Raw genomic sequence first — 18,466 nt, forward strand, 5'->3', positions numbered from 1 at the left:
CCTCACCGCGGCGGCGACTCCGGCGGCCGCTGCCGCGGCATGTTCGGCCGCGCCGCCACCGACGGCATCGAGAACCGCCCCGGCGCCGCCCCCGACTCACCGCGCCCCCCGGCGCTCCCCGTCGCCAGGGCCTGCATGCCCATCGGCGCGGGCCCCGCCCGGAACTCCACCATCCAGTCCGCCGTCTCCGACCGCACCAGCTCGGTGACGTCCTCGGAGAACCTCCGCAGCACCCCCAGGCACCGCTCGGCCGCCTCGCTGGCCGTGCCCTCGGTCGGCCCGAGCATCTCCCGTACGCACTCCGAGGCCCAGTCGAACTGGAGCACCTGGAGCCGCCGCTGTACGGCCTGGGCCGTGGCGAGATTCCTTATCCACCCGGAGGTGAGACCGAAGTACCGGTCGCCGGCCATGCAGGCGGCCCCCAGCAGCAGGGACAGGTAGCCCCAGCCCGCCGAGCCGCTCAGGGTGCCGGTCAGGTCGAGCAGCGGCAGGGCGGCCCCGGCGACCACCCCGGCGGCGGTGCCCATCCGCAGGGCCCTGGCGGCCCGGCGCTTCCAGACCCGGTCGTTGAGATACCAGTCGGCGGTGTCCAGCGCCCCGGTCTCGACCCAGCGGTAGAGCTCGTCGAGCCGCTCGGCCGGCTCGCCCCAGTCGCCGAGGGGGAAGGGGCGCCCGGTCAGATCACGCCCGGCGGGACGTCCCCTGCCCGGGCCGGAAGCGGAATGCTCAACTCCGTCTTCACCGGATCCCGCATCGGACTCCTTGCGGGGCGGCCCCTCGGGCTGCATCTCCGGCTGACTCACCGGGGCACTCCTCTGCACTCTGACGGACGGGACGGACGCGACGGGCTTCCCGGAACCGGACCCGACCGGCCCGGGGAGGGCGGGGCGGTCCGCGCGACCGACGACCCCCGTGGGGTAACTCTGCGTCACCGCACATGCACGCTCGTGTGTCGATGTGCATGCCCTTCCTACCGCCGAATGGTGGGCCATGGGGTCGAAATCGCGGGATTCCCGCCTGTGCACGGCCGCTGGTCAGGTATAGGAGCACTCACGCCGCTTCCTGAATCTCACCCGAAAGAGTTGGTCCCTGGCGGGTGGAGCGCGGTGACCGGGGAGCACGTAGGCTCGGCTTACCGAAACATTCGTCGTCGAGATGCCAGGAGTGACCGTGATTCCCGGTGGTGGTCAGCCCAATATGCAGCAGCTGCTCCAGCAGGCCCAGAAGATGCAGCAGGATCTCGCGGCGGCCCAGGAGGAACTGGCCGGGACCGAGGTCGACGGACAGGCGGGCGGCGGTCTCGTGAAGGCCACCGTGACCGGCTCCGGCGAGCTCCGCGCCCTGGTGATCGACCCGAAGGCGGTGGACCCGGAGGACACCGAGACGCTCGCCGACCTCGTCGTCGCGGCCGTCCAGGCGGCCAACGAGAACGCGCAGGCGCTCCAGCAGGAGAAGCTCGGTCCGCTGGCCCAGGGCCTGGGCGGCGGGGGCGGCATCCCCGGCCTGCCGTTCTGACCGGACCGGGCACCGGCCGGTAGGTCGCACAGGCCCGCGAGACCTACTGGTACCGACCCGTACCCACTACGGTACGGAGCAGGAAGCAAAGAAAGGCGTTCCGTTGTACGAAGGCGTTGTTCAGGACCTCATCGACGAACTGGGCAGGCTGCCCGGCGTCGGTCCCAAGAGCGCGCAGCGGATCGCCTTCCACATCCTCCAGGCCGAGCCCACGGACGTACGACGGCTCGCGCACTCCCTCCTGGAGGTCAAGGACAAGGTCCGGTTCTGCGAGGTGTGCGGCAATGTCGCGCAGCAGGAGCAGTGCGGGATCTGCCGGGACGCGCGCCGCGACCGGAGCGTCATCTGTGTGGTCGAGGAGCCCAAGGACGTCGTGGCGATCGAGCGGACGCGTGAGTTCCGGGGCCGCTACCACGTCCTGGGCGGGGCGATCAGCCCCATCGAGGGCGTCGGCCCGGACGACCTGCGCATCCGCGAGCTGCTGGCGCGGCTCGCGGACGGCTCCATCACGGAGCTGATCCTCGCGACCGACCCCAATCTGGAGGGCGAGGCCACCGCGACGTACCTGGCGCGGATGGTCAAGCCGATGGGCCTCAGAGTGACCCGGCTGGCCAGCGGCCTGCCGGTCGGCGGCGACCTGGAGTACGCCGACGAGGTCACCCTGGGCCGTGCCTTCGAGGGGAGGCGGCTGCTGGATGTCTGACACCACCGCCGTACGCCCCCGACACGTACAGCAGCCCGCTCCGCTGCCCACGTCGTTTGTGCTGTCCCCTTCGTCGTCCCCTTCGTTGCCCCCTTCGCCGTCCGCTTCACCGTCTGTGACCGCGCCCACGGGAGGTCCCCTCGATGTCTGACGCCACGCTGAACTCCGTCACGCAGGACCCGGGCGACTTCGCCGTCCAGATCGCGGACCAGATCAAGACGTTCATCGTCGCGGTCACCGAGGTGTCCAAGGTCGACGAGCCGGAAGAGGCCGTCCCGGTCCTGCTCCTCCAGGTCTCGCAGCTCCTCCTCGCCGGCGGCCGCCTCGGCGCGTACGAGGACGTCCTGCCCGACGAGAGGTACGAACCGGACCTCGGCCCCGAGCCGGACGCGGACGGCCTGCGCGAGCGGTTCGCGGCGCTGCTGGAGCCGATCGACGTCTACTCCGAGGTCTTCGACCCGTACGAGCCCCGCAAGGCCCCGGTCCCGCACCGGATCTCCGACGACCTGGCCGACCTGGTCACCGACCTCGGCCACGGCCTCGCGCACTACGACGCCGAGCGCACCGCCGAGGCGCTGTGGTGGTGGCAGTTCTCCTACTTCTCCAACTGGGGCTCCACCGCCTCCGCCACCCTCCGCGCCCTCCAGTCCCTGGTCGCCCACATCCGCCTCGGCCAGCCCCTGGAGGAGCTGGACGGCCTGGACACCGACCAGGACCCGGGCGAGGAGGACCTCGCCGAGGAGGCGGGCCGCGTGATGCTGGAGGAGATCGCGGGGCCGCTGGGCCTGCGCCCGGTGAAGTAGCCGGAACGTGCAGGACCCGGATTCTCTCGTTCACTCGTTTGAGCAGAGGATATAAGGAAACGCTTCTACCAGGTTGCGGCGTACGCTGAGGTATGAAGCATGAACTGGGAGATCAACCTTCACTCATCGGTGGAGCTGTGGCTGCTCAGGCTGGCGGAGGAGGACCCCGTGACGGCTGACCTTGTCGAAGCGGCGGTCGACATGCTGGCTGACAGCGGGCCTACGTTGGGTCGACCGCTTGTGGACCGGCTCCAGGGGTGCCGTCTCCCTAACCTCAAGGAGCTGAGGCCGGCCAGCTCCGGCAGGAGTGAGGTTCGCATCCTGTTCGTCTTCGATCCGGGGCGGCGGGCCATCCTCTTGGTGGCCGGAGACAAAGCGGGCCGGTGGAGCGACTGGTATCGCGAGTCGATCCCGGTGGCCGAACGCCGATACGACGAATATCGGGCCGCGTCCGGTGCGCCCGGGGACCCGGGAGGTGTCCGATGAGCGAGCACAGCAGCTGGACCGAGGTGAAGCAGCGGATGCGCGGGGCCGCACCGGAGGCGACCGACATCGAACGGGAAGGCCGCAGGCAAGCGGCGCGTACCGCAACCGAGGCGTACGTGCTGGGGCACCATCTGCGGGTGATCCGCGAGGAGCAGGGCCTGACCCAGGCGCAGGTGGCCAAGTCCGTCGGCATTTCGCAGGCGCGGGTGTCCCAGATCGAACGGGGCGAGATCCACAACCTGGAGAGCATGCGTACCTACGCGGCTGCGCTTGGTGCCAGAATCAAGGTGTCCATCGAGTACGGGGATCGAACGGTCGGGGCGGCCTGACGGGCGGTCTTCACTGAACGCCCAACGAGCCTTCAGGTACCGCCGGTTGGGCGGAACCGCAGCCACTTGACCTCAACCGCGCTTGAGGGCCGAGGCTCCTGGTGAACGGCCGACGCAACGGCCGCGCCCCGCAAGGAGATTCCTCATGAGCGCCACGCCCACCGCCTCCACGCCCACCGCCTCCACGTCCACCGACACCGCACCCACCGTCATCGGAGTGCCCGCCCCGCGGGAGGACGTGGACGCCATCGTGGCGTTCGTCGCCGGCGTGCAGCACGCCCAGCAGAACGCGCTGCCCGAGGCCTTCCTCGACGGCTTCCGTGAGGACGCCATCTGGACCACGGCCCACGGCAAGCGGCTGACCGGCCTGCCGGAGATCAGCGCCTTCACCCGCAAGGTGCTGCCTCCGCAGGCGGACTCCCCGGTGACCGCCACGTACACGGTCGACCTGATCCTCTTCGTCCGCCCCGACATCGCCGCCGTCAAGATCCGCCAGCGCCCGGCCACCCGGGACGGGGTGTTCCTGGACGAGGTCTTCCACGGCCAGGAGGACCCCTCCGCGCTGGTGGCCGCCCACCCGGAGGCGGTCCCCGGCACCCCGACCTATTTCCTGGCCAAGGACGACGGGGTCTGGCGTATCGCGGCCGCGCAGAACACCCAGGTCCTCGACGTGGAGACGCTGACGGCGGGCTGAACCGGGCGGGGCGCGATCCCTCGTTCCCGCCCGAGGCTCAAGTCCGGAGCGCCGGCCCCCGGTGCCTGCATGGCGAAGCCCCACAGCGCGGGCGCGGTGGGGCTGTTGCCCGGGCGGCTCAGACGGTGCCGAAGTCTCCGGCCCGGACGCCCGTGACGAACGTGGTGAACGCGGTGGCGGGGATGTCGAGGACTGGGCCGCCCGTGTTCTTGGAGTCGCGGACGGGGACGACGCCGTGCGGGGCGGCGAGGTTGGTGGCGACCTCGACGCACTGGCCACCGTTGCCGCTGTACGAGGACGTGAACCACCGGGGGGTTTCGGTCGTCACAGGGTGCCCTCTCGCAACTTTCTGATCATGGTTATGGAAGCCGCTTGCGACAGAGCCTCTTCCTGTAGTTGATGGTAGGTCGTCAACAGAGGGAGGACGAGTGCGTGGTTGCGTTCCAGACGCCCGTGCTGGGCGGACTCGGCGTACGACATCAGCGAGCGGTCGGGCACTCCTGGGACGTGAAGGACCCGCTCGCCGACCTGATGGCGGAACGAATCCGGGAGGACGTACGCCGCGACCGCGACGGAGGCGGCGGGGTGGCGACTTGAGGCCCTGTGTTCCGCCCAGGCGCAATCCCGCAGGTCCGCCCGAGGCTCAAGCCCCGAGCCGCGAGCATCGGGCTTCGAGCTCTCTCTGTAGGAATGGGTGGTTGGGTTCAACCCACCCACCCTCCCTACCCACTCCCTGACCAGGTTCCGAACCGCGCTGCGGGCTGCGCGAATTCGACCAGAAGTGACGGTAGGTGACCAGGTTGCGCCGGAGCGTACGCACGCTCTAGGTTCGCGATGAGCAACCCACTATCCGTAAAACGGACAACCCCGGTGGTGCTACCAACACCGACCGGGGTCTGACCGTAAGAGATCGAAGCCCCTAGAAAGGCGATCCCCATGGCTACTGCCAACCTTAGTGCCGCCCTGCGCGCACCCGCTGCCCACCCCATGGCGAAAGCCGGGTACGGAAAGCGTCACGCCCCAGACCAAGCCCCGTCCCGGGCCGACGACTTCGCCGGTCTGGAGCCGCGTGAGGCGGCCATCGCCGCGTACGTCGACCGGCTCCCCGAAGGTGCGGCGATCGGCTACAAAGTGCTCGCCGAGGAGCTGCCGGACTACGGGCAGCAGGCGTGCCGCAGCGCGCTCGACCGGCTGACCAGGGCCGGGCACCTGCGGCGCATCAGGGTCCAAGTCACCCTGCTCGACGGCCAGATGCGCTGGGTGACGCGTACGTACTTCTCCCGGACCGCCCGCGACGCCGACTGGTGGGCCGCCCACGTGCGGTTCGTCCGGGGCCTGGACGCGCCCGGCCAGCCCCCGGCACCCGCCGCCGTCGGTCAGCCCCCGGCCCCCGCTGCCGCCGAAACGGCCGAGGAGCTCCGCCCCGGCGTCCGCGCCCCGCGCTCGGAGGCGTACGACGTCCTCGCCGGGCTCGGCCGCCGCGAGCCCCGGCTCCAGCTCTCCGAGGGGGACTGCGTGGCGCTGGAACACCTGGTCGGGGAGTGGCTGGCGCGTGGCGTCGGCCGCGAACAGATCACCCAGGCCCTGACCTCGGGCCTGCCGGCGTCCGTGCACTCCGCCGGACCCCTCCTCCGTAAACGACTGGAGACCAAAATGCCGCCCAGCCCCGCACCCCGGCCGGAGAACGACCACCCGAGCGAGCAGATCGTGGGCATGGTGATGATGTGCCTCTTCTGCGACGAGGACGAGACAACGACCACGCTGGACCACGGCGTGTGCTCCGACTGCCGCGCCCAGGTCGCCCGCGACGAGGCGATGGGCCTGACCGGCGACGTACCCGACACCTTCCTGGCCCGGCCGCGCGCCGAGGTCGACGTCGCCGCCCGCATGGCCGAACTCCGCTCGGCCACCGTCCGCCCGGTCCTCCCGGCCCCGAGGTCGCGCCGGTGAGCGTGCGGGAGATCCCGGTCGGGGCACCATGGAGGCAAGGAGGCGACGCCATGACCCCCAGGACCACCGCCCAGCCGCAGATGAGTGTCGAGGAGTTCGAGGAACTCGCCCGCCGAGCCCCCGAACTGGTGCGGCTGGAGTTCATCAACGGAAAGGTCCAGGTCAAGGCGGTGCCTGACGGCAATCACGGGGCGATCGTCATGTGGCTGCTGAGGCAGTGCATGCAGCGGCGTCCGGAACTGTCGCTCTTCCCTGATCAGGGCCTCGCGGTCGAGACGTACCGCAAGGGCCGCGCCCGCCCCGACGGCGTCCTCGCGCCCGACGAGCACTTTGCCGGGGCGGGGGAGTGGGCCGACCCCACCGGCGTACTGATGACCGCGGAGGTCACCTCCCGCGACGCCGACTCCCCCGACGCCGACACCAACCGGCGCGACCGGGTCGAGAAGCCCGACGGTTACGCGGCCGCCGGCATTCCGGTCTACCTGCTCGTCGACCGTGACGCGTGTTCGGTCACCGTCTTCACCGAGCCGGAGAAGGGCGCGTACCGCTCCGCCACCACCCGGCCCATCGGCGCGGTCGTCGAGCTACCCGAGCCGGTCGGCTTCGCGCTCGACACCGAGAAGCTCAAGGAGTACGCCGAGTGAACGCGTACGCCGACTGACCCTCCCGGCTCGCCGGTCCGCCACGGATCGTGTGGGCTGGGACGTACCCGATCGTGTGGGCTGCGACACAAACGGGAGTGCTGCCGGGCTGCGTGGGCAACAGCCCCGTACGAGCGGCTCGGAGCGACACGCCGTACCGGGTGGTGAGCGGGACATCTCACCATCCGATATGAGCGGGTCTATTCCGGGCTGCTCGTTAAACTGAGCCGACCGCAGTAATGACTGAGCGAGGAGCGCACGTGGGCCTTGTCGTGCAGAAGTACGGAGGCTCCTCCGTAGCCGATGCCGAGGGCATCAAGCGGGTCGCCAAGCGAGTCGTCGACGCCAAGAAGAACGGCAACCAGGTGGTTGTCGTGGTGTCCGCGATGGGCGACACGACGGACGAGTTGATAGACCTCGCCGAGCAGGTGTCTCCGATGCCTACCGGCCGTGAATTCGACATGCTGCTGACCGCCGGCGAGCGGATCTCCATGGCCTTGCTGGCGATGGCGATCAAAAACCTGGGCCATGAGGCCCAGTCGTTCACGGGCAGCCAGGCCGGTGTCATCACCGACTCGGTCCACAACAAAGCGCGCATCATCGACGTCACGCCGGGCCGCATCCGGACCTCGATCGACGAGGGCAACATCGCCATCGTCGCCGGGTTCCAGGGCGTGAGCCAGGAGGGCAAGAACATCACGACCCTCGGCCGCGGCGGGTCGGACACGACCGCCGTCGCGCTGGCCGCCGCGCTGGACGCCGAGGTCTGTGAGATCTACACCGACGTCGACGGCGTCTTCACCGCGGACCCCCGGGTCGTGAAGAAGGCGAAGAAGATCGACTGGATCTCCTTCGAGGACATGCTGGAGCTGGCCGCGTCCGGCTCCAAGGTGCTGCTGCACCGCTGCGTCGAGTACGCACGCCGTTACAACATCCCGATCCACGTCCGCTCGTCCTTCTCCGGACTGCGCGGCACCTGGGTCAGCAACGAGCCGCAAGGGGACCAGCAGGTGGAGCACGCGATCATCTCCGGAGTCGCCCATGACGTCTCGGAGGCCAAGGTCACCGTCGTCGGCGTCCCGGACAAGCCCGGCGAGGCGGCCGCGATCTTCCGCGCCATCGCGAACGCCGAGGTCAACATCGACATGGTGGTGCAGAACGTCTCCGCCGCGTCGACCGGCCTGACGGACATCTCCTTCACCCTGCCCAAGGCCGAGGGCCGCAAGGCCATCGACGCCCTGGAACGGACCAGGAGCTCCATCGGCTTCGACTCGCTCCGCTACGACGACCAGATCGCGAAGATCTCCCTGGTCGGCGCCGGCATGAAGACCAACCCGGGCGTCACGGCCGGATTCTTCGAGGCGCTGGCCGACGCGGGCGTGAACATCGAGCTGATCTCGACATCCGAGATCCGCATCTCGGTGGTCACCCGCGCCGACGACGTCAACGAGGCCGTGCGCGCCGTGCACACCGCCTTCGGTCTCGACAGCGACTCCGACGAGGCCGTCGTCTACGGAGGCACCGGCCGATGACCGGGCACCGCCCTTCGCTCGCGGTCGTCGGCGCGACCGGGGCGATCGGCGGTGTCATGCTCCGGATCCTCTCGCAGCACGCGGACGTCTGGGGCGAGGTCAGACTCGTCGCCTCACCGCGCTCGGCCGGCCGCAAGCTGGTCGTGCGCGGTGAGGAGAGCGAGGTTCTCGCGCTCGCCGAGGACGTGTTCGACGGCATCGACGTGGCCCTCTTCCTGGTGCCGGACGAGGTGTCCGCCCGCTGGGCCCCGATCGCCGCCGCCAAGGGCGTCGTCGTCATCGACGACTCGGCCGCCTTCCGGCTCGACGACGACGTGCCGCTGGTCGTCCCGGAGATCAACTCCCATGCCGCCCGGCTCCGGCCGCGCGGCATCGTCGCGTCCCCGAGCTGCACCACGCTGTCGCTGATCGTCGCGATCGGCGCCCTGCACGCCGAGTTCGGACTGCGCGAGCTGATCGTCTCCTCCTACCAGGCCGTCAGCGGCGCGGGCCGGGAGGGCGTCGCCGCCCTGCGCGAGCAGCTGGCCCTGGTGGCCGGCACGGAGCTGGGCACCCGGCCCGGGGACGTACGGCGGGCCCTGGGGGACAGCGCGGAGGCGGCGGGGAGCCCGTTCGCCGCACCCGTCGCCCTGAACGTCGTGCCCTGGGCGGGTACGGACGCCGGCGACGGCTGGTCCTCCGAGGAGATCGCCCTCCGCGAGGAGTGCCGCAAGGTGCTGGGCCTGCCGGATCTGAAGACCACCGCGACCTGTGTGTACGTTCCCGTGATCGCCACGCACTCGATGTCCGTCCACGCCCGCTTCGAGAACGAGGTCGCCGTGGGCAAGGCGCACGAGATCCTGGCGACCGCCCCCGGCGTGGTCCTCTTCGACAGCCCGGCGTCCGGCGACTTCCCCACTCCGTCCGATGTGGTGGGCACCGATCCCACCTGGGTGGGCCGCGTCCGGCGTTCGATGGATGATCCGCATGCCCTGGAAATGTTCCTTTGCGGTGACAATCTCCGAAAAGGTGCGGCTCTGAACGTGGCGCAGATCGCCGAATCGGTCGCGGCCGAATTCCCTCGGGCGTGATCGAACCTGTTTTGTAGGATCTGTGAACGCCCCATGAGCAATTTGCTGGTCTGAACCTCTTGAGCTGGGACGTTGTCATATCCGACGATGATCTCCCGGCCATCTGCAACCGCATCTTGGTCGGGCTGCGTCTATGCGGTCACTTCTTGCGTGGCCAGACGCTATGACGGGGCATTTGGGGAAGAGCAGGTACGTATGAGGGCATGTCGCACAGCGTCGAACGTGACGCCGTACGCGTACAACCCTGACGGGGGGCAGCGTGTCCAACAGGCGTGGCAGCAGAGGTTCTCGACATCACAGTGGTGGGCCCGTTGCGAGGCGCGTCGACGCGTCCGCTCCGGCGGCCCCGTGCGCCCGGCGGCATGCCGGTGATCGCGCCCATGCCCGCCGCGCGCCCGGCACAGTTGCCCTCGCAGCGCGGGAATGCTGAAGAAACGGTGGCAGCGGGAACCACGGTCGACCACCTCACCGAGACCTATCGCGCCCATTACCGCTCCCTGCTCGGCCTCGCGGCCCTGCTGCTGGACGACACCGCGTCCTGCGAGGACGTGGTGCAGGAGGCGTTCATCCGCGTGCACTCCGCGCGGAGCCGGGTCCGCGAACCGGAGAAGACCCTCGCCTACCTGCGGCAGACGGTCGTCAACCTCTCGCGCTCCGCGCTGCGTCGCCGCATCCTCGGGCTGAAGCTGCTCTCCAAGCCGATGCCGGACATGGCCAGCGCGGAGGAGGGCGCCTATGACCAGCTGGAGCGGGACGCCCTGATCAAGGCCATGAAGGGGCTGCAGCGACGCCAGCGCGAGGTGCTGGTGCTGCGCTACTTCGCGGACATGACGGAGGCCCAGGTCGCCGAGACGCTGGGTGTCTCGCTGGGCTCGGTCAAGGCGTACGGTTCCCGGGGTATCGCGGCGCTGCGCGTCGTGATGGAGGCCCAGGCATGAGCGGGCCCGAGCAGCGCCCCGGACAGGGCCCCGATCACAGGAACGAGAATGACCCCACGGGAAGCGGAATGGTGAACCACGGGCCGGAGAAGACTCCGCACACCGATCCGGACCGCCCGCACGACGGCAGCCCGGGGCCCGAGCCGGGCGAGACCCCGGAACCGGCGCCACCCGCGCGGGTGGACAACGAGGCCGCCGAGGACCCCGACGAGCAGGACCTGGGGACGGACCCGCGGGCGGCGGAAGCGGGTACGGGGCGCTCCGCGGGCGCCGACAGCCCCGCCGGCGGTACGAGCGAGATCCTCGCCTCCGGCAAGGCCCCCGCCGACGGCACGAGCGACACCCCCGCCGACGGCACGAGCAAGACCCTCGCCTCCGGCAAGGCCCCAGGCAAGGCCCCAGGCAAGGCCGTCGGCAAGGCCCCAGGCAAGGCCTCAGGCGAGGCCTCAGGAGTGTCGGGCGACGACGACCTCCTCGGCACGCTGACCGACCTCTTCGCCCGTGACCGGGGCGGCGCCCCCACCTCCGAAGAGCTGGACGAGGTGGCCCTGCGCCGCATGCTGCACGGTGCGGTGCGGGAGCTGGCCCCCTCCGAGGGGACCCTCGACCACCTCCACCGCGCCGTCCCCGCCCGCCGGGCCAGGCGACGGCAGGCCGTCGTCGGGGCGGCCGCGGCGGCCCTGCTGATCGGCACAGCCGTCCCCGCCTTCGTCCACGTCGCGACCTCGGACGGCCCGTCCAACGCCCGCCCCGCCATCGCCGGACACGGCGAGCAGGCCCAGGGCGGCAACGGGGACGAGGCCGGCCCCGAGGCGCCCGGCCGGCGGACCGTGGAACCCACCGAGCGGGAGAGCGAGGGCAGCGCGGGCGAGGCCGTCCCGGACCCCAGCCCCAGCGCGGGCGAGGGCCGGGACCCCAGCGGCGCGGCGACGGGCGAGACGACCGACTCCCCGAGCGCGGACTTCGCCTCCCTGCCGGTCTGCGACCCGAGTCAGCTCGGCGTCGCGTCCGCGGGCACCGACGCACCGGGAGCCGACGGCACCGTCTACGGCAGCTTCAAGATCGCCAACGTGTCCGGCACCGACTGCACGGTCAGCAGCAACGGCACGGTGGGCTTCACCGCCATGGGCGCGGCCGACCCGCTCAAGATCGGCGTGGTCCAGCACGCCGCGGGCGACGCGGCCCCCGGGCTGCCCGACCCCTCGCAGGAGCCGGGCACCGTGCTGCTGAAGCCCGCCATGGCGTACGAGGTGCGGTTCGCCTGGGTGCCGACCGACACCTGTCCGACCGTGGGCCCGTCACCGAGCCCGACCCCGTCGGCGGACGGGGCCGGCGGATCGGTCGGCGAGGGGGGCACCGATCAGCCCTCGGGCGTCGACACGCAGGCGCTGAACGAGGACGGCGAGGGCGCGGCGGAGGGCAGCGTCGCCGTGACGCACACCCCGGAGACGGGAGCGCCCACCGCGGAGACGGAGATCCCCAACGCCTGCTCGGGCACCATCTACCGTACGGGCGTGCTCGCCACGTCGTAGTCCGACGACGACGGGCCCTGCCGTCGTAGTCCGACGACGCCGGCTCCTACCGTCGTAGTCCGACGAGGCCGGGTCCTGCGGACGACGACGGGGTCCTACGGGGCCGCCGGGGCCTTCCGAGCCGCCTCAGGGGCCCCAGGCACCGCCGGATCATCCGGTGCCTCCTGCGCCGCCGGGTCCGCCGGAGCCGCCGCCGGGTCCTCCGGTTCCGGTACGAGGCCCAGCGCGATGTCGCGCTCGGCCTCGGCCTCGCGGCGCACCAGCCGGAACCACATGAAGAGTACGAAGCCGGCGAAGACGAACCACTCGCCCGTGTACCCCAGGTTCTGGAAGGCCTTCAGATCGAGGCCGCTGCCCTCGGGGGCCGCCGCGGGCACCGGCTTCATCGCACCGCCCGTACCGCCCGCCTCGGCCTCGGGAAGCGTCACCCAGGCGTCGTACACGTCGTACGGCACGAGGTTCACCAGGGTCGCGGCGCTGATCATGCCGATCTGGCCCCCGGGGAGCCCGCCCCGGGCGTTGACGCCGTCGCTGCGGGAGTTCTCGGAGGCCTGGAGGTCGCCGGTCACCGTGACCTCGCCCTCCGGCGCGGCGGGCACCCGGGCGCCGGTCGCGGAACCGGGCAGCCAGCCCCGTACCACCGGCAGGGCCTTGCCGCTGTCCGTACGCAGCAGGTTCAGGACGTAGAAGCCCCGACGGTCGTCCAGCTCGCGGCCGGGCACCAGGAACTGGTCGGCGTACGTGCCGGTGGCGACGGCCGGGCGGCCGGACGTCACCTTGTCGACGGGCAGCAGCTCGTCCAGGGGTTTCGCGGCCCGGGTGCTGGGATCGGGCTGCTTCTCCGCCTGTTCGTGCGACTGCACGCGGTCCTCGAAGCGGCCGAGCTGCCACATGCCCATGAACACGCAGAACGGGATGGCCAGCACGACGAAGAGGTTGATCCCCCACCATCGCGGGGTCAGCAGGAACCGGTACACCCCTCAAAGGTACGGTTCCCCGCCCCGGGTTCCCGGAGCGGGGTCCGCCATTTATCCGGTTCTTACGCCGCTTCCGGCCCCGGGGCGCCGACCACGGCGTCTCCCCCCAGGTGCTTCAGGGCGAACTCCAACTCCAGCCGCACCTGCTTGATCCGCTCCTCCACCACCAGCGAGCCGTGCCCGGCGTCGTACCGGTACACCTCGTGGACCGCGCCGCGCGCCGCCAGCCGGTCCACGTAGTTCTCCACCTGACGGATGGGGCAGCGCGGATCATTGACGCCCGCCGAGATGTAGAGGGGGGCGCGCACCGCGTCGACGTACGTCAGCGGGGACGAGGCCTCGAAGCGCTCGGGAACCTCCTCCGGCGTGCCGCCCAGCAGCGTGCGGTCCATCGCCTTCAGGGCCTCCATCTCGTCGTGGTACGCCGTGACGTAGTCCGCGACCGGCACCGCCGCCAGGCCCAGCGTCCAGGAGTCGGGCTGGGTGCCGAGCCCGAGCAGGGTCAGATAGCCGCCCCAGGACCCACCCGCCAGGACCAGGCGCTCCGGGTCCGCCAGCCCGGAGGCCACCGCCCACTCCCGTACGGCGGCGATGTCCTCCAGCTCGATCAGGCCGACCCGGTGCTTCAGCGCGTCGGTCCAGGCGCGGCCGTAGCCGGTGGAGCCCCGGTAGTTGACCCGGACGACCGCGAAGCCGTGGTCCACCCAGGCGGCGGGGCCGGAGGCGAAGGCGTCGCTGTCGTGCCAGGTGGGTCCGCCGTGGATCTCGAAGATCGTGGGGAAGGGGCCGTCGCCGGCGGCGGGCTTCTGCACGAGGGCGTGGATACGGCCGCCCGGCCCCTCCACCCAGGCGTCCTCGACGGGCACCGACGGCGGGGCCTTCGCGCCCGGCGGGTCCAGGACCACCGCACCGCTCGTCGACCGCACCACGGGCGGCAGCTCGGCCGAGGACCACAGGTACTCCACCGTGCCGTCCGGGCGGGCCGTGGCGCCCGACACGGTGCCCGCGGGGGTCTCCACGCGCACGGGAGCCGGGGCCCCGGGCTCGTACCGCCACAGCTCGCTGCGGGCCTCGAAGCCGTGCTCGACGAGCAGCGCGGAGCCGTCGGGATACCACTCGGCCCCCACGTCGCCCGGCAGGTCGACCGGGAGCGCGGTCTCCGTGCCCGCGACCGGGTCCCAGATCATCGGCTCCCAGCGGCCCCGGCGCTGATGCCCGACGAGGAGACGGGTGTCACCGGCCACCGGGGCGAAGCCCAGTACGGCGAGGCCCAGTTCCTTCGTGCCGCCCTCGGTGTCGTCCAGCTCGGCCACCGTGGAGCCGTCGGGGCGCACCACGCGCAGCGCCGAGTGCATCGCGTCACCGTGCTCGGTGTGCTCCAGCGCGATCAGGGTCCCGTCGTGGGAGAGGTCCCCGACCCCCGCGGACTCCCGGTGCCGGTAGATCTCCACGGGCTCGGCGCCCGGCGTCCGCACCAGATGGATCGTCGTGCCGTCCTCGTCGGTCGAGCGGCCGATCACCGCCGTACCGTCCCGCCCGATGGCCAGGCCCGCCGGGTAGGAGGGAGCGAGGCCAGGGGCGGCCGGCTCGTCCTCCCCGCCGTCGAACGGCTGGCGCATCCACACCCCGAACTCGTCGCCGTCGGTGTCGCTGAACCACCAGACGGCTTCGCCGTCCGGCGTCAGCACGCCGTCCGTCGTGCCGTTCGGCCGGTCCGTCACCTGGCGCTGCCGCCCGCTCGCCCGGTCCCACGCGTACAGCTCGTAGGTCCCGGTGGCGTTGGAGACGAACAGCGCGCGGTCGGGGGCGTCCTCGGCCCAGTCGGGCAGGGAGACGCGAGGCGCACGGAACCGCATCTCCCAGTCGGGCACAGCTGCTGCATCAGTGGTCATCCCCCCATCCAACCCGATCCGGGGCTCGGGCCCGTAAAGGGATTCGGTTTCCTGCCGAGCCGCGAGCCGAACGAAAGGGGAAGGCGCAGAGGAACAGAGGAAGGGAAGAAAAGGGAAGGAAAAGGACCTCTTCCTGGGTGGGGCCTTCCGGGGTGGGGCACCACCGAATATCCCCTCGCGCCACCCCCACCCCATGGGTAGCTTTCCGGACATGTACTCCCCGATTCCGGACGACTGGCACGACACCAATCGCGCGCGCTGGGACGAACGCGTGCCGATCCACGTGGCGAGCGACTACTACGAGCTGGACGCGTTCCTGGCGGGCAAGGACGTGCTGCGCGCCTTCGAGCTCGCCGAGGTCGGCGACGTCACCGGGAAGACCCTGCTGCACCTCCAGTGCCACTTCGGCCTGGACACCCTCTCCTGGGCGCGGCGCGGCGCCGCACAGGTCGTGGGCCTCGACTTCTCCGAGCCCGCCGTCGAGACCGCCCGGGGCCTGGCAAGATCGCTGGAACTGGGCCCGGACCGGGCGCTGTTCGTCGCGGCCGACGTGTACGACGCACCGGCCGCTGTCCCCGACTCCGCGTACGACATCGTCTACACGGGCATCGGCGCGCTGGGCTGGCTGCCCGACCTCGACCGCTGGGCCGAGACCGCCGCCTCGCTGGTCGCGCCCGGCGGATTCCTCTACCTCGCGGAGTTCCATCCGCTGACCGACTCGATGGACGAGACCGGTTCGGTCGTCACCGACGACTACTTCAGCCGCGACGCCTGGGTGGACGAGACGCCGGGCACGTACGCCGACCTCGACGCGCCGACCGTGCACAACCGCAGCGTCGAGTGGCAGCACCCGGTGGGCCGGGTGGTGACGGCGCTCGTCGCGGCGGGCCTGCGGATCGAGTTCCTCCACGAGCACGACTTCTCGCTCGTCCAGAGGTTCGGTGTGCTGGAGCGCCACGCGGACGGCCACTACCGCTTCCCGGCGGACCGGCCGAGGATCCCGCTGATGTACTCGATCAAGGCGTCGCGGCCTGCGGAGCATCAGGGGTGACCCGGGGGCCGGCACCGCCCCTCGAGGCTTCTCCGGCCGATTGTCAGTGGTGGGGTGGAGACTCGTTTCCATGACCGACACGACAGGTGGAACGGCGGGCGGAGTCACGCCCGGCAAGGCTTTCATCACGCCGCCCGGCACGGCTCCGGGTGCGACCCCGGGCACGGCTCCCGGCACGGCCTCGGGTACGGCTCCGGGTACGGCTCCCGGGACGACGACGGCCGCGCTGCGCGGGGTGGTCGAGGCGTACTGGGCGGCGGCCGAGGCGCGCGACTGGGCCGCGTTCGGGGCGACCCTCGCCGAGGACGTGGTGTACGAACTGCCGCAGAGCCGCGAGCGGATCCACGGCAAGGAGCGGTATCTCCGGTTCAACGAGGAGTATCCGGGCGACTGGCACGTACGGGTCGAGCGGATCGTCGTCGACGCGGAGGGCCGGCAGGCCGCCGCCCGGACCGGTTTCACGGTGACGGGGGATCAGCCGGAGGAGGATGCGCGGGAGATGGACGCCATCCACTTCTTCACCTTCGACGAGAAGGGGCTGATCACCGGGGTGACGGACTTCTGGCCCGAGTCGTACGAGCCTCCGGCCGGCCGCGAGCACCTGGTCGAGCGCTACTGAGAACGGCGGCCCACCGACCCCCCGGTGAACCGCCGTTCCGTACGCGCAGCTACGTGCGGCGCCGCTCCCCGGAGCCGCGCCCCGAGTCACACCGCCGCAGCTGCCCCGGCGAGCTGCCCCGCCGAGGCGCACAGCCGAACTACACCGCCGAACTACACCGCCGAGCGGAGGGCGGGCAGATAGCCGCCCGACTGCCCTGCGGCCTTGGGGTGGTAGGAGTTCTGGATCGGGACCGTGACGCTGTGAAGCCAGGCGTCTCCGGAGCACAGCTCGTGCCCGGTGAATTCGTCCACCACGCTGGAGAAGGTGAACCCGGCGTCGGCGGACCGCTTGGCGAGGACGTCGTTCAGCACGTCCGAGGCGTTGTTGATCGCGGTTCGCTCGGCCTCGGAGAGCCCGGCGACGCAGCTGCCGGACAGCTGGTAGAAGCGCGGGTAGCCGAGAACCACCACCTGGGCCTGTGGGGCGCGGGCCCGGATGCCGTCGTAGAGCGCGTCGAGGCTGCCGGGCAGGGAGCTGTTCATCTGCGAGACGGCGTTGTTCACGCTGTTGATGCAGGTGGCCTCACTGGACAGCACGCAGTCCTGCATGACGCCGGCGAACCCGACGTCATTGCCTCCGGCGGTGACGCTGACCAGGGAGGTGGACGCGCTGAGCACGCCGAGCTGGGAGCCGGCCACGGACGAGGTGGTCGCCCCCGAACAGGCGACGAAGTCGAACGAGGCGGGGGAGTTCGCCGCCTGCCACAGATACGGGTAGGCGTTGGTGCTGCGTCGGCAGTCGCCGCTGTCGGAGAGATAGCTTCCGGCGCCGACACCGGAGGAGTACGAGTCGCCGAGCGCGACATAGCCGCCCGCGGCGGCCGAGTCGGTAGCGGAGGCGGGTCCCGCGACGCCGAGCGCGGCCACGGCGGCGAGCGCGAGAGTGACGACGGATGCGCGAATTCTTCGTACTGACATGGCTTCCAGCCCTTCGAAGTGTGGGGGGATGAGGGGGTGGGAGGACGAGCTGTGGGGGACAGGCCGGGAGTTGGGAGGACGATGCAGTTTCTAGCAGCTCGCGGTACCCGTCGGTAATGCCCGCGCGAGAAGTCGTCTGATATGCCCGAATGATCGTTCGGTGGGCTGGGCTCCGCACGTAAATGAACCGTCAACTCCGCTCCGCGTAAAGCCGGTTCAGGGAATTCCTGAGCGTTCAGGAGGGGCTGGACGGGCGACGACACGCGGTGCGAAGGGCCCTGTCCGGGCGTCGCCGCACCGGCGATTTCATCCGGACGGGTGAGGCCGGGGCGGCCGATGGCGCCGCGCCTCGGCCTTCGGAGAAGAGAGGGAACCCGCGGTCGTCGGGGTGCGCCAGGCGTCCAGCGCTGTCAGCCTCCCGCTCAGGAAACTCTTCCTGAGCGGGAGGCCGGGGCGGAGGAGCCGGTCGCGCGCACGATGCAGGCGACCGGCTGTGCTGCGCGGCGTGGCCGGGTCCGAGAAGTCCACCCTCGTACAGTGGCTGGCGGTTTCCACCACCCGGCGGTACCAGCTGGTTCACCACGGTTTGGTGCCGTTCGCCCTGCCGCTGCGCACGCTCTCCAGGGGTGGTGCCATGGAGGTGGTGAGCATGCGCCACGACGCGAGGTGACCGTTCGACCGAAGGGCTTGGATCCCATTCGTGTACTACGTGCCGCACGGGCTCCTCGAGCCTGTACAGGCTTACCTTGACGTGGCAATGCTGCAAAGGTTCAGC

20 protein-coding genes and 1 pseudogene are annotated in these 18,466 nt (G+C 71.0%); 15 read left to right on the forward strand and 6 right to left on the reverse strand.

Features of this window, described 5'->3' with window-relative positions; genetic code table 11:
- Positions 1-2 precede the first annotated feature (2 nt).
- The gene (locus ACH4KB_RS07890; RefSeq protein ID WP_398064754.1) at positions 3-803 is read right to left on the reverse strand and encodes an SLATT domain-containing protein; all 801 of its coding nucleotides are present in this window, start codon (positions 801-803) and stop codon (positions 3-5) included.
- 367 nt (positions 804-1,170) lie between these two features.
- On the opposite strand from ACH4KB_RS07890, the gene ACH4KB_RS07895 reads away from it, so the two are divergent.
- From ACH4KB_RS07895 to ACH4KB_RS07920, 6 genes are all read left to right on the forward strand, one after another.
- Positions 1,171-1,515 carry a YbaB/EbfC family nucleoid-associated protein gene (locus ACH4KB_RS07895; protein ID WP_164207076.1) on the forward strand — a complete coding sequence of 115 codons (345 nt, stop codon included), beginning with the start codon at positions 1,171-1,173 and terminating at the stop codon, positions 1,513-1,515.
- A 103-nt stretch (positions 1,516-1,618) separates the two neighbouring features.
- The gene (gene recR, locus ACH4KB_RS07900; RefSeq protein WP_018961762.1) at positions 1,619-2,218 is read left to right on the forward strand and encodes a recombination mediator RecR; all 600 of its coding nucleotides are present in this window, start codon (positions 1,619-1,621) and stop codon (positions 2,216-2,218) included.
- Between the two features lie 143 nt (positions 2,219-2,361).
- Positions 2,362-3,021 carry a DUF5063 domain-containing protein gene (locus ACH4KB_RS07905; RefSeq protein ID WP_397918372.1) on the forward strand — a complete coding sequence of 220 codons (660 nt, stop codon included), beginning with the start codon at positions 2,362-2,364 and terminating at the stop codon, positions 3,019-3,021.
- A gap of 99 nt (positions 3,022-3,120) precedes the next feature.
- Positions 3,121-3,507, forward strand: a complete 387-nt coding sequence (locus ACH4KB_RS07910; RefSeq protein WP_398064756.1) for a type II toxin-antitoxin system RelE/ParE family toxin — start codon at positions 3,121-3,123, stop codon at positions 3,505-3,507.
- Positions 3,504-3,836, forward strand: a complete 333-nt coding sequence (locus ACH4KB_RS07915; RefSeq protein WP_398064758.1) for a helix-turn-helix transcriptional regulator — start codon at positions 3,504-3,506, stop codon at positions 3,834-3,836. Before ACH4KB_RS07910 ends, ACH4KB_RS07915 begins: the two co-directional genes overlap by 4 nt.
- Before the next feature lie 145 nt (positions 3,837-3,981).
- Positions 3,982-4,530, forward strand: coding sequence for an SgcJ/EcaC family oxidoreductase (locus tag ACH4KB_RS07920; protein WP_398064760.1), 549 nt, complete (start codon positions 3,982-3,984; stop codon positions 4,528-4,530).
- A 118-nt stretch (positions 4,531-4,648) separates the two neighbouring features.
- Here the strand turns inward: ACH4KB_RS07920 and ACH4KB_RS07925 are convergent, their stop codons facing one another.
- Positions 4,649-4,858, reverse strand: a complete 210-nt coding sequence (locus tag ACH4KB_RS07925; RefSeq protein WP_398064762.1) for a DUF397 domain-containing protein — start codon at positions 4,856-4,858, stop codon at positions 4,649-4,651.
- Positions 4,855-5,022, reverse strand: a pseudogene (locus tag ACH4KB_RS07930) (transcriptional regulator); the annotation flags it as partial. The gene ACH4KB_RS07925 and the pseudogene ACH4KB_RS07930, both read right to left, overlap by 4 nt.
- Here ACH4KB_RS07930 and ACH4KB_RS07935 point away from each other — a divergent pair.
- The 7 genes from ACH4KB_RS07935 to ACH4KB_RS07965 all read left to right on the forward strand — a co-directional run bounded on the left by ACH4KB_RS07935 (position 4,963) and on the right by ACH4KB_RS07965 (position 12,193).
- A complete protein-coding gene (locus ACH4KB_RS07935) occupies positions 4,963-5,127 on the forward strand; it encodes a hypothetical protein (RefSeq protein WP_398065644.1) in 165 nt (54 codons plus the stop codon). The pseudogene ACH4KB_RS07930 and the gene ACH4KB_RS07935 sit on opposite strands and share 60 nt — an antisense overlap.
- Positions 5,128-5,517: 390 nt before the next feature.
- Complete coding sequence (locus ACH4KB_RS07940; protein ID WP_398064764.1) at positions 5,518-6,480, forward strand: hypothetical protein; 963 nt, start codon at positions 5,518-5,520, stop codon at positions 6,478-6,480.
- A 50-nt stretch (positions 6,481-6,530) separates the two neighbouring features.
- Positions 6,531-7,124, forward strand: a complete 594-nt coding sequence (locus tag ACH4KB_RS07945; RefSeq protein ID WP_398064766.1) for a Uma2 family endonuclease — start codon at positions 6,531-6,533, stop codon at positions 7,122-7,124.
- A gap of 257 nt (positions 7,125-7,381) precedes the next feature.
- A complete protein-coding gene (locus tag ACH4KB_RS07950; protein WP_215110292.1) occupies positions 7,382-8,653 on the forward strand; it encodes an aspartate kinase in 1,272 nt (423 codons plus the stop codon).
- Positions 8,650-9,723: an aspartate-semialdehyde dehydrogenase gene (locus tag ACH4KB_RS07955; protein ID WP_398064768.1), complete on the forward strand. Its 1,074-nt coding sequence runs from the start codon at positions 8,650-8,652 to the stop codon at positions 9,721-9,723. The genes ACH4KB_RS07950 and ACH4KB_RS07955 overlap by 4 nt, the downstream gene beginning before the upstream one ends.
- A 362-nt stretch (positions 9,724-10,085) precedes the next feature.
- A complete protein-coding gene (locus ACH4KB_RS07960; RefSeq protein WP_398065603.1) occupies positions 10,086-10,661 on the forward strand; it encodes a SigE family RNA polymerase sigma factor in 576 nt (191 codons plus the stop codon).
- A complete protein-coding gene (locus ACH4KB_RS07965) occupies positions 10,658-12,193 on the forward strand; it encodes a hypothetical protein (RefSeq protein ID WP_398064770.1) in 1,536 nt (511 codons plus the stop codon). The genes ACH4KB_RS07960 and ACH4KB_RS07965 overlap by 4 nt, the downstream gene beginning before the upstream one ends.
- Before the next feature lie 95 nt (positions 12,194-12,288).
- Here the strand turns inward: ACH4KB_RS07965 and ACH4KB_RS07970 are convergent, their stop codons facing one another.
- Both ACH4KB_RS07970 and ACH4KB_RS07975 read right to left on the reverse strand, forming a co-directional pair.
- Complete coding sequence (locus ACH4KB_RS07970; protein ID WP_398064772.1) at positions 12,289-13,170, reverse strand: SURF1 family protein; 882 nt, start codon at positions 13,168-13,170, stop codon at positions 12,289-12,291.
- Positions 13,171-13,232: 62 nt separating this feature from the next.
- Entirely contained in the window at positions 13,233-15,062 is a 1,830-nt protein-coding gene (locus tag ACH4KB_RS07975; protein WP_398064774.1) for a prolyl oligopeptidase family serine peptidase, read from the reverse strand.
- Positions 15,063-15,273: 211 nt separating this feature from the next.
- Between ACH4KB_RS07975 and ACH4KB_RS07980 the strand changes: the two genes are divergently transcribed.
- Both ACH4KB_RS07980 and ACH4KB_RS07985 read left to right on the forward strand, forming a co-directional pair.
- Positions 15,274-16,113, forward strand: coding sequence for a class I SAM-dependent methyltransferase (locus ACH4KB_RS07980; protein ID WP_398064776.1), 840 nt, complete (start codon positions 15,274-15,276; stop codon positions 16,111-16,113).
- A gap of 226 nt (positions 16,114-16,339) precedes the next feature.
- Entirely contained in the window at positions 16,340-16,732 is a 393-nt protein-coding gene (locus ACH4KB_RS07985) for a nuclear transport factor 2 family protein (protein WP_398065604.1), read from the forward strand.
- A gap of 152 nt (positions 16,733-16,884) precedes the next feature.
- Here the strand turns inward: ACH4KB_RS07985 and ACH4KB_RS07990 are convergent, their stop codons facing one another.
- Positions 16,885-17,691, reverse strand: coding sequence for an SGNH/GDSL hydrolase family protein (locus tag ACH4KB_RS07990; RefSeq protein WP_398064778.1), 807 nt, complete (start codon positions 17,689-17,691; stop codon positions 16,885-16,887).
- Positions 17,692-18,466 lie beyond the last annotated feature (775 nt).

This window comes from Streptomyces sp. NPDC017520 (genome assembly GCF_044329855.1).
Classification (GTDB): Bacteria; Actinomycetota; Actinomycetes; order Streptomycetales; family Streptomycetaceae; genus Streptomyces.